At 71.6% G+C, this 7191-nt stretch carries 6 protein-coding genes, 1 tRNA gene and 1 pseudogene; 3 read left to right on the top strand and 5 right to left on the bottom strand.

All coding sequences use genetic code 11. The features are described 5' to 3' along the window. Positions 1–527: 527 nt before the first annotated feature. Together ACZ4Z3_RS29160 and ACZ4Z3_RS29155 are read left to right on the top strand one after the other, a co-directional pair. A complete protein-coding gene (locus ACZ4Z3_RS29160) occupies positions 528–2174 on the top strand; it encodes an IclR family transcriptional regulator domain-containing protein (protein ID WP_468503825.1) in 1647 nt (548 codons plus the stop codon). A gap of 231 nt (positions 2175–2405) precedes the next feature. After that, complete coding sequence (locus ACZ4Z3_RS29155) at positions 2406–3131, top strand: TetR/AcrR family transcriptional regulator (protein WP_468503824.1); 726 nt, start codon at positions 2406–2408, stop codon at positions 3129–3131. A gap of 70 nt (positions 3132–3201) precedes the next feature. Here ACZ4Z3_RS29155 and ACZ4Z3_RS29150 read toward each other — a convergent pair whose 3' ends face one another. The 3 genes from ACZ4Z3_RS29150 to ACZ4Z3_RS29140 form a co-directional block, all read right to left on the bottom strand. Then, positions 3202–4050, bottom strand: coding sequence for an ABC transporter permease (locus ACZ4Z3_RS29150; RefSeq protein ID WP_468504032.1), 849 nt, complete (start codon positions 4048–4050; stop codon positions 3202–3204). Between the two features lie 11 nt (positions 4051–4061). Further along, positions 4062–4796 carry an ABC transporter permease gene (locus ACZ4Z3_RS29145; protein WP_468503823.1) on the bottom strand — a complete coding sequence of 245 codons (735 nt, stop codon included), beginning with the start codon at positions 4794–4796 and terminating at the stop codon, positions 4062–4064. 158 nt (positions 4797–4954) lie between these two features. Next, positions 4955–6160: an ABC transporter ATP-binding protein gene (locus tag ACZ4Z3_RS29140; protein ID WP_468503822.1), complete on the bottom strand. Its 1206-nt coding sequence runs from the start codon at positions 6158–6160 to the stop codon at positions 4955–4957. Between the two features lie 246 nt (positions 6161–6406). Here ACZ4Z3_RS29140 and ACZ4Z3_RS29135 point away from each other — a divergent pair. Next, positions 6407–6482: transfer RNA gene (locus ACZ4Z3_RS29135), tRNA-Arg, on the top strand. A gap of 55 nt (positions 6483–6537) precedes the next feature. Here ACZ4Z3_RS29135 and ACZ4Z3_RS29130 read toward each other — a convergent pair. Continuing rightward, positions 6538–6861: pseudogene (locus ACZ4Z3_RS29130) on the bottom strand (tyrosine-type recombinase/integrase); the annotation flags it as partial. A gap of 19 nt (positions 6862–6880) precedes the next feature. Continuing rightward, positions 6881–7191: integrase core domain-containing protein (locus ACZ4Z3_RS29125; protein ID WP_468503821.1), on the bottom strand; the 311-nt coding region annotated here is incomplete at its 5' end.

Below are 7191 nucleotides of genomic sequence, written 5' to 3'. Positions count from 1 at the left end.
ACTGCGGGCGGGCGACTGCGGGCGGGCGACTGCGGGCGGGCGACTGCGGGCGGGCGACTGCGGGCGGGCGACTGCGGGCGGGCGACTGCGGGCGGGCGACTGCGGGCGGGGAAAGCCGGGGCGTAGCCCCTGGCTTTCAGGGGCGCGGGGAAATGTGCGAACGGCCCCGACGCTCCCGCAGGCGCCCGAGTACGCGCACCCCCGAGCTCATAGGCGCCCGGCCCCAACGACCGGGCACCCTGCCGAGCGGCGCAGCCACCCCGCATTACCGTGGCCCCATGCGCCCGAACGTCCCGAGTGATGCCGATCCCGGCCCCGGCCTCGCCCCAGGTCCCGGCCACGGCCCCGGCTTCGACTCCGGCCACGGCCCCGTCACCCGAGACGGAGTCGGCCCCCTCCCCGGAGACCGAGACGGAGACGGAGGCGGAGGCGGAAACGGAGGCCGCCGCCGCTCCGTCTCTCCCGTCGGCCCCACACCCCCCGCGCCCCCCGCTCGCCCCACACCCCCCGAGGCCGTCGCCCCCCTCATGCGGGGCATCAGCGTGCTGCGGCGGCTCACCGAGGCGGACGGCGTGTTGAGCCTCAGCGCCCTGGAGAAGGCGACCGGCCTCGCGCGCTCCACGGTCGACCGCATCACCGCGACCCTGGCCCGGATGGGCTACGTACGCCTGGACGGCCGCGACGCGGTCCTCGCCCCCCGGCTGATGGAACTGGGCAACGCCTACCTCGCCTCGATCCGCCTCCCCCGTCTCCTCGACGCCCACGCGGACGCCCTCGCCGACGAGTTGGACGAGTCCGTGTCGCTCGCGGTCGCCGACCGGGACGGCGTCCGTTTCATCCACCAGGCGACCCGCCGCCGCGCGATGTCCCTCAGCTTCCGCATCGGCGACCTCCTCCCCGCAGAACGCACCGCCCCCGGCCCCCTGTTCGCCACGGAGTGGGGGCCCGCGGACTGGGCCCGCTGGCGCGCCCGCCGCGAGGCCGACCCGGAGGGCCGCGGCTTCCCGGCCGTGCCGCCGCGCGAGGGCGCGTACGACGACTTCGAGGCCCGTACGGAGTCGGCGGCGGCCCAGGGCTGGGCGTTGGACGACCAGTTGATCGAGCCGGGGCTGGTCGCGGTGTCCGTACCCGTACGGGACCCCCGTACGGGCCGTGTCGCGTGCGTGGCCAGCGTCGTCAGCCACACCAGCCGGCACACCACCGACTCCCTGCGCTCGACGCTGCTGCCGCGGCTGCGGGCGACCGTGGCGCGCATGGAGGAGGAGCTGGCAGGTGCCCCGCACGAGCCCGCCGCCCCGGACGCCGCCTCCCCGGCCCCGGCCCCGTCCTCGACCCCGGCCCCGTCCGGTCTCGGTCTCGGTCTCGCCGCGTGGACGGGCGCGTCCAAGCAGGAACTGGGCCGGGAGTTCATCGAGTCGCTGGCGCGTGGTCTGACGGTCGTGACCTCGTTCGGCGAAGGCCGCGCCGACCTCACCCTCACCGACGTCGCCCGGGCCACCGGCCTCGCCCGCGCGACGGCCCGCCGGGCACTGATCACCCTCGAACACCTCGGGTACGTCGAGTCGTCCGACCGTGTCTTCCGCCTGACCCCGCGCGTCCTGGGCCTCGGCTTCCCGCCCCTGTCGATGCTGCCGCTCCCCCGGATCGCCGCCCCGCACCTGGCGGAACTCTCCGCGAGGGTGCACGAATCGGCGTCCCTCGCGATCCTCACCGCGGGCGGGGACGAGGTGCAGTACACGGCGCGGGTCGCCACCAGCCGGATCATGAGCGTCAACATCACCCTCGGCACACGGTTCCCCGCGTACGCCACGTCCCTGGGCCGCGTGATGCTCGCCGGGCTGCTCCCGGAGGTGTCCCTCCCCGAACGCCTCATCCCGCTGACCCCGCGTTCCGTCACGGACCCCCGGGAGCTCCTCGCCGTCCTCGAACGCGTCCGCACCGACGGCTACGCCCTCGTCGACGGCGAACTGGAGGAGGGCCTGCGCTCCATCGCCGTCCCCGTCCACGACCGCGACGGCCGCGTCACGGCCGCCGTCAACGTCGCGATGCACAGCAGCCGACGGTCGGTGGAGCAGTGCGTGGATGAGATCCTGCCGGAACTGCGGGCGACGGTGCACCGGATCGAGAGCGAGCTAAGGGTGGCAGGCATGTTCCGCCGGGTGCCCGGCGTCTGACGCGCACGGGCGGGTCTCCGACGTACGGGCGTCTCCCCGGCGGGCGGGCGCCCGGCGCGCACCGGCGGTCCGTCGTGCGCGCGTACGTACCGCGTACGTAGGACGGCACGCGGCGCCGCCCGCGCGAGGGGTGTGCGAACACCGTGCGCCCGCCCCCTCACCCGTACGCACCCTGCGAATGCCGTGCGCTACGGTGGCCGCCACCAGCCGTCGACACGAGAGGAACCGGCGATGCCAGCCGAGCAGCAGGGCTTCCAGTCGGTGTGGACCCGCCCCAGGACCGGCCGGGAGCAGCCCGCGCTGAGCAGGGAGCACATCGTGTCCGAGGCGCTGCGGCTGCTCGACGAGGAGGGCATCGACGCCCTCAGCATGCGCAAGCTCGGCGGCCGGCTGAGCGCGGGCGCCACCTCGCTCTACCGCCACGTCGCCAACAAGGACGAGCTGATCGAGCTGGCCGTCGACGAGGTCTACGGCGAGATCGAGGTCACCGCCTCCCCCGACCCCGCCACCTGGCGCACGGATACGGCCCGGTGCGCCCACAGTCTGCGCGCGACGATCCTGCGCCACCCCTGGCTCGCCTCCGTGCTCGGCGAGATGGGCATGTCGTACCTCGGCCCCAACTGGATGCGCGTCTCCGAGGCCATGCTGAAACTGCTGACCACCGCCGGTTTCCCGGCCGACGAGGCGGACCGTGCCCTCGGCACGCTCGTCGCGTACGTCACCGGAATGGCCACGAGCGAGGCCGCCTGGCTCACCGTCCTCGCCCGCAGCGGCCAGGACGAGCAGACCCTGGTCGAACGCCTGTGGCCGGCCGCCGAGGAGGCCGCCCAGGACTATCCGCTGCTGAGGGAGGGCTACGCCGAACAGCGCGGCGCGGACCCGCGGACCGCGCGGGAGGAGGGGTTCCAGTACGGGTTGGAGCGCGTACTGGACGGGTTGGCGACGCGACTGCCGTAGCCGCGCCGCCCATCCCCTGGCCGCCCACCCCTAACCCCACCGCCTTGCCGCCCACCGCCTGACGAACGTCCTACCCGTTGACGCCCGTGTAGCGGCTGAGGCTCCAGTTCCACAGCAGCCGGGACAGGACGAAGGCGACGAGGCCGACGAACGGCGCGGCCACCGCGAGCGCCCGTGGTACGCCCATGTCACCGCCGTGGCCGGTCAGTACCCCGGCCGGGAAGTAGGCGATGAAGGCGAGGGGCACGACGAAGGTGAACGCGGCGGAGGCGACCTTCGGCAGGATGCTCAGCGGGTAGCTGCCGAAGGTGCCCATCAGCTCCTCCAGCCACTGGCCCCAGTACGAGGTCGCCGGGAAGTGGAACGCGGCCGCGGCCAGCGCCGTGAACAGCGCGGCCTCGACGAGCATCCCGCCGAGAACCCCCGCCACGACGTACGTGATCCGCCCCGCCGTCCAGTCCAGCGAGCTCCGCTGGAGCGCGGCGGCGAACAGCCCGACCGCGACGACCAGGTCACCGATGGCGTTGACGGGGAAGAAGGCGAGCTGGACCTGCCGGTACACCGGCATGGGCCGGATCAGGCAGGGGTCGACGATCCCCTCCTGGACGAGGACGTTCATGTACTGGATCCGGCCGAGGAACAGCACGTACAGCCCGTGGGCGAGCATCCGCATGCTCGCGATCAGCAGGACGTCGGAGCTGGACCAGCCGCCGAGCCCGGGGAACCGGGTGAGCAGCACCGAGGCGAAGACGATGATCGAGACCTGCCAGATCGCCCCGATGGCGACCCCCATCAGGAACTCGCCCCGGTACTCCAGCCGCGCCTTGAAGTTGAGCTTGGTGATCCGCCAGACGACACGGGCGGCACGGACCCCCCTCACGGACGCGGCGGGACCCGCGCTGGTGGACGGTGCGGTCATGGTCATCCTCGTCATCCTCCTTGGGCCACGACACGGCGGCCGGCCATGTCCCACAGCCGGCGGGTGAGCAGGGCGAGCAGCACGATCCACACCCCTTGGATCGCCATCTGCCCGAACGCGTCACCGACCCCGATACGGCCGACGTAGATGGAGAGGGGCACGCCGAGAGTCGCCTGGAACGGCAGGAACGCGCTGAGGGTGATGAACCAGTCCGGGAAGTACCAGAGCGGCGCGTACACGCCGGACAGCAGGTTCTGGGCGAAGACGAGGATGAGGAGGGCCGCCTCGTTGCGCAGCGTCCAGAAGCACAGCAGGTCGACGAGCATCATCACGTAGTACAGGACGAGTTGACCGAGCAGCATGCTCACGACGAAGACCGCGGCGACCTCGGCGGAGGCGGGCGGGGCGACGACCCCGGCGGCGAGGCAGAGCACGTAACCGCCGAGCACCCAGCCGAAGCCGTACACCTGGTCGCCGAGGGCGCGGAGCGCGTAGTAGCGCTGGGGCCGCATGGGTCGCAGGTACCAGTAGACGATCGTGCCGAAGTGAAGATGCTGGATGACGGTGTCGCGCCCGGCACGCCGGTCCAGCCCACGGATCCGGCCCGCCAGCACGGCGAGTACGGCGTACCCGACGGCCTGGGTCTCGTCGAGCCCGGCGCTGGACTGGGTGTTCGCGTAGAGCCCGCGCCACAGGTAGACGACGAGACACACCTGCACGAGAAGCCGTACGGCGGTGGCGGTCATCCGAGGCGGGGCGAGGAACTCACCGCGGGGGGTGATGGAGGCGACACGGCGGATACGGGAGACGGTGGACGTCGGGTTGGAGACGGGCGGGGCTTGAGGTGGGGTGGGGGCTGGGGACGGGGAGGGTGCGGGAGCCGCAGAGGGCGTGGGGACCATAGTCAGCCGTCCCGGGAGACGGAGCTGGAGGTGGAGGCAGAGGTAGAGGTAGAGGTAGAGGTATCTGTAGAGGCGGAGGTGGAGGCGGAGGCGGCCGAAAGGGCCGGTCCCTCTTCCTCCCGGAGGCCCTGCGCCGGGACCTCACTGAGGTAGGCGGAGCGCATGACGTCCTCGAGGTCGTTCTCCTCCAGGGCCAGGTCGGTGACCTGGAAGCGCCCGATGACGACCTTCAGGGCCTCGTGCACGGAGGGGGCGCCGTCCCCGACGGGCCCGAACACGACGCGGGGCCCTTCGCGGCGCAGGACGCCGATGCCGGCGAAGCCGGGCAGGGAGGAGAGGTCGCGCTGACCGTCGCCACCATCGGGGCCGTCGCCGCTGCCGAACCGCTCCTGGCGCTCGATCTCCTGGACGTCGGCGGGGTCGGCGAGGGTCGCGCGGATCTGCCAGGTGCCGCCGAAGCGGCGCCGGATCTCCTGGAGCGGCCCGTCGAGGACGATGCGACCGTGGTTGATGAGGACGACCCGCTCGGCGAGCCGGGCGACCTCGGTCATGTCGTGCGTGGTGAGCAGGACGGTCCGCTCCCGTTCCTCGACCTGGTGCCGCAGGAACCGCCGGACCTGCTCCTTCACGACCACGTCCATGCCGATGGTGGGTTCGTCGAGGAAGACGACGGGAGGGTCGTGCAGCAGCGAGGCGGCGAGATCGCACCGGACGCGCTGCCCGAGGGACAGATGCCGGACGCGGGTGTCCCAGAACTCGGAGAGTTCGAGCAGCCCGTCGAACTCGTCGATGCGCTCCCGGTACCGGTCTTCGGGGACGCCGTAGATGTCGCGGAGGATCGCGAACGACTCCCGGGCGGGCAGGTCCCACCACAGCTGGGTCCGCTGCCCGAAGACGGCGCCGATGTTGTGGGCGTTGCGCTCCCGGTCCCGGTGCGGCACGACGCCGGCGACGAGAGCCTCACCGGAGGTGGGGGTGAGGATGCCGGTGAGCATCTTGATCGTGGTGGACTTGCCGGCCCCGTTGGGCCCGAGGAGTGCGAGCAACTCCCCTTTCCCGACACGGAAGTCGACGTCCCGCACCGCGACCTTGGCCACGCGCTCCGGGCTGACGAGCGACCGGAGCGCCCCGCCGAGCCCTGGCCGGCGCACGGTCGTATGAAACACCTTGGACAACCCGCGCGCCTCGATCACCGCGTTCAACGGCATCACATCCGTTCTGCTCGGCGCCCTGCCACACGGGCGGCGCCCGCCGGACAGAACCGCGCTCCGACAACCATCCGGACGCCCACCCGAGACCCCGTCCGAAATCCCGAACACCATCCGACACAACGGCGCCGATGCTAGGCCCCTCCCCCCGACCCGGAGAACCGAATTACCAACCCCAAACAGATCCGACCGCCCCACCACCACCCGCTACACTGACGGCGGCGAAGCACCACACCACGCCACCCCGCCTTCGTAGCTCAGGGGATAGAGCACCGCTCTCCTAAAGCGGGTGTCGCAGGTTCGAATCCTGCCGGGGGCACCAGCGCAAAGGCCCCGGACCGATCATGGTCCGGGGCCTTTGACATCCACGTCTGACATCAACGAGGACGGTCACTCACAACCGGCCGCCGCTTGAGCAGCCGATCCGTGTGGCTGATCGCCTCGCGCTGGGTGTCCTGCACGACGTGCGTGTACACGTCCATGGTGATGCTGATCTGACTGTGCCCGAGGATCTCCATCACGACGCGGGGCGCGACTCCAGCAGCCGTGAGGAGAGTCGCCGTACCGTGCCGGGCGTCATGCAACCGGATCACGCGAAGGCCGGCGGACTCGGCGACGCGGGTGAAGGAGCGGTAGACGTTCCGAGGCTCGACCTGGCGACCGGTACGGGTTGTGAAGACGTACCCCGAGTCGTGCCACTGTGCCGCTGAAGATCATCGATTACGCCTGGGTAGTGGTCTTCTGCTTGAGGCGTTCGTAGGGGGTCTGGTCGCCGAGGCCGCCGTGGGGGCGATGGTAGTTGTAGTAGTCCTCCCACTCGCGCAGTTTGTCGTTGAAGACCTCGGCATCGTCGATGATGACGCCGTCCAGGAGCCGGTAGAACTCCTCGGCGTCGATGCGGTGGGAGCGTTCGACCTTGCCATTCAGCCGTGGGGTGCGGGGCTTGATGTAGGTGTGCGCGATGCCCTTGTCGAGGACGTGCCAGTGGAAGGCGGACTGGAACTCGGCGCCGTTGTCGGTCTGGATGACCT

Source organism: Streptomyces sp. NPDC030296 (assembly GCF_055572815.1).
The sequence above is the reverse complement of the archived record's forward strand: the minus strand, read 5'-3'. Positions and strand labels throughout refer to the sequence as shown.

What these genes read in the sequence shown, in the direction of transcription:
- ACZ4Z3_RS29160 (WP_468503825.1), top strand. Translation starts at nt 528, where the DNA reads ATGCGGGGCATCAGCGTGCTGCGGCGGCTCACCGAGGCGGACGGCGTG.
- ACZ4Z3_RS29150 (WP_468504032.1), bottom strand. Translation starts at nt 4,050, where the DNA reads ATGACCGCACCGTCCACCAGCGCGGGTCCCGCCGCGTCCGTGAGGGGG.
- ACZ4Z3_RS29140 (WP_468503822.1), bottom strand. Translation starts at nt 6,160, where the DNA reads ATGCCGTTGAACGCGGTGATCGAGGCGCGCGGGTTGTCCAAGGTGTTT.
- ACZ4Z3_RS29155 (WP_468503824.1), top strand. Translation starts at nt 2,406, where the DNA reads ATGCCAGCCGAGCAGCAGGGCTTCCAGTCGGTGTGGACCCGCCCCAGG.
- ACZ4Z3_RS29145 (WP_468503823.1), bottom strand. Translation starts at nt 4,796, where the DNA reads ATGACCGCCACCGCCGTACGGCTTCTCGTGCAGGTGTGTCTCGTCGTC.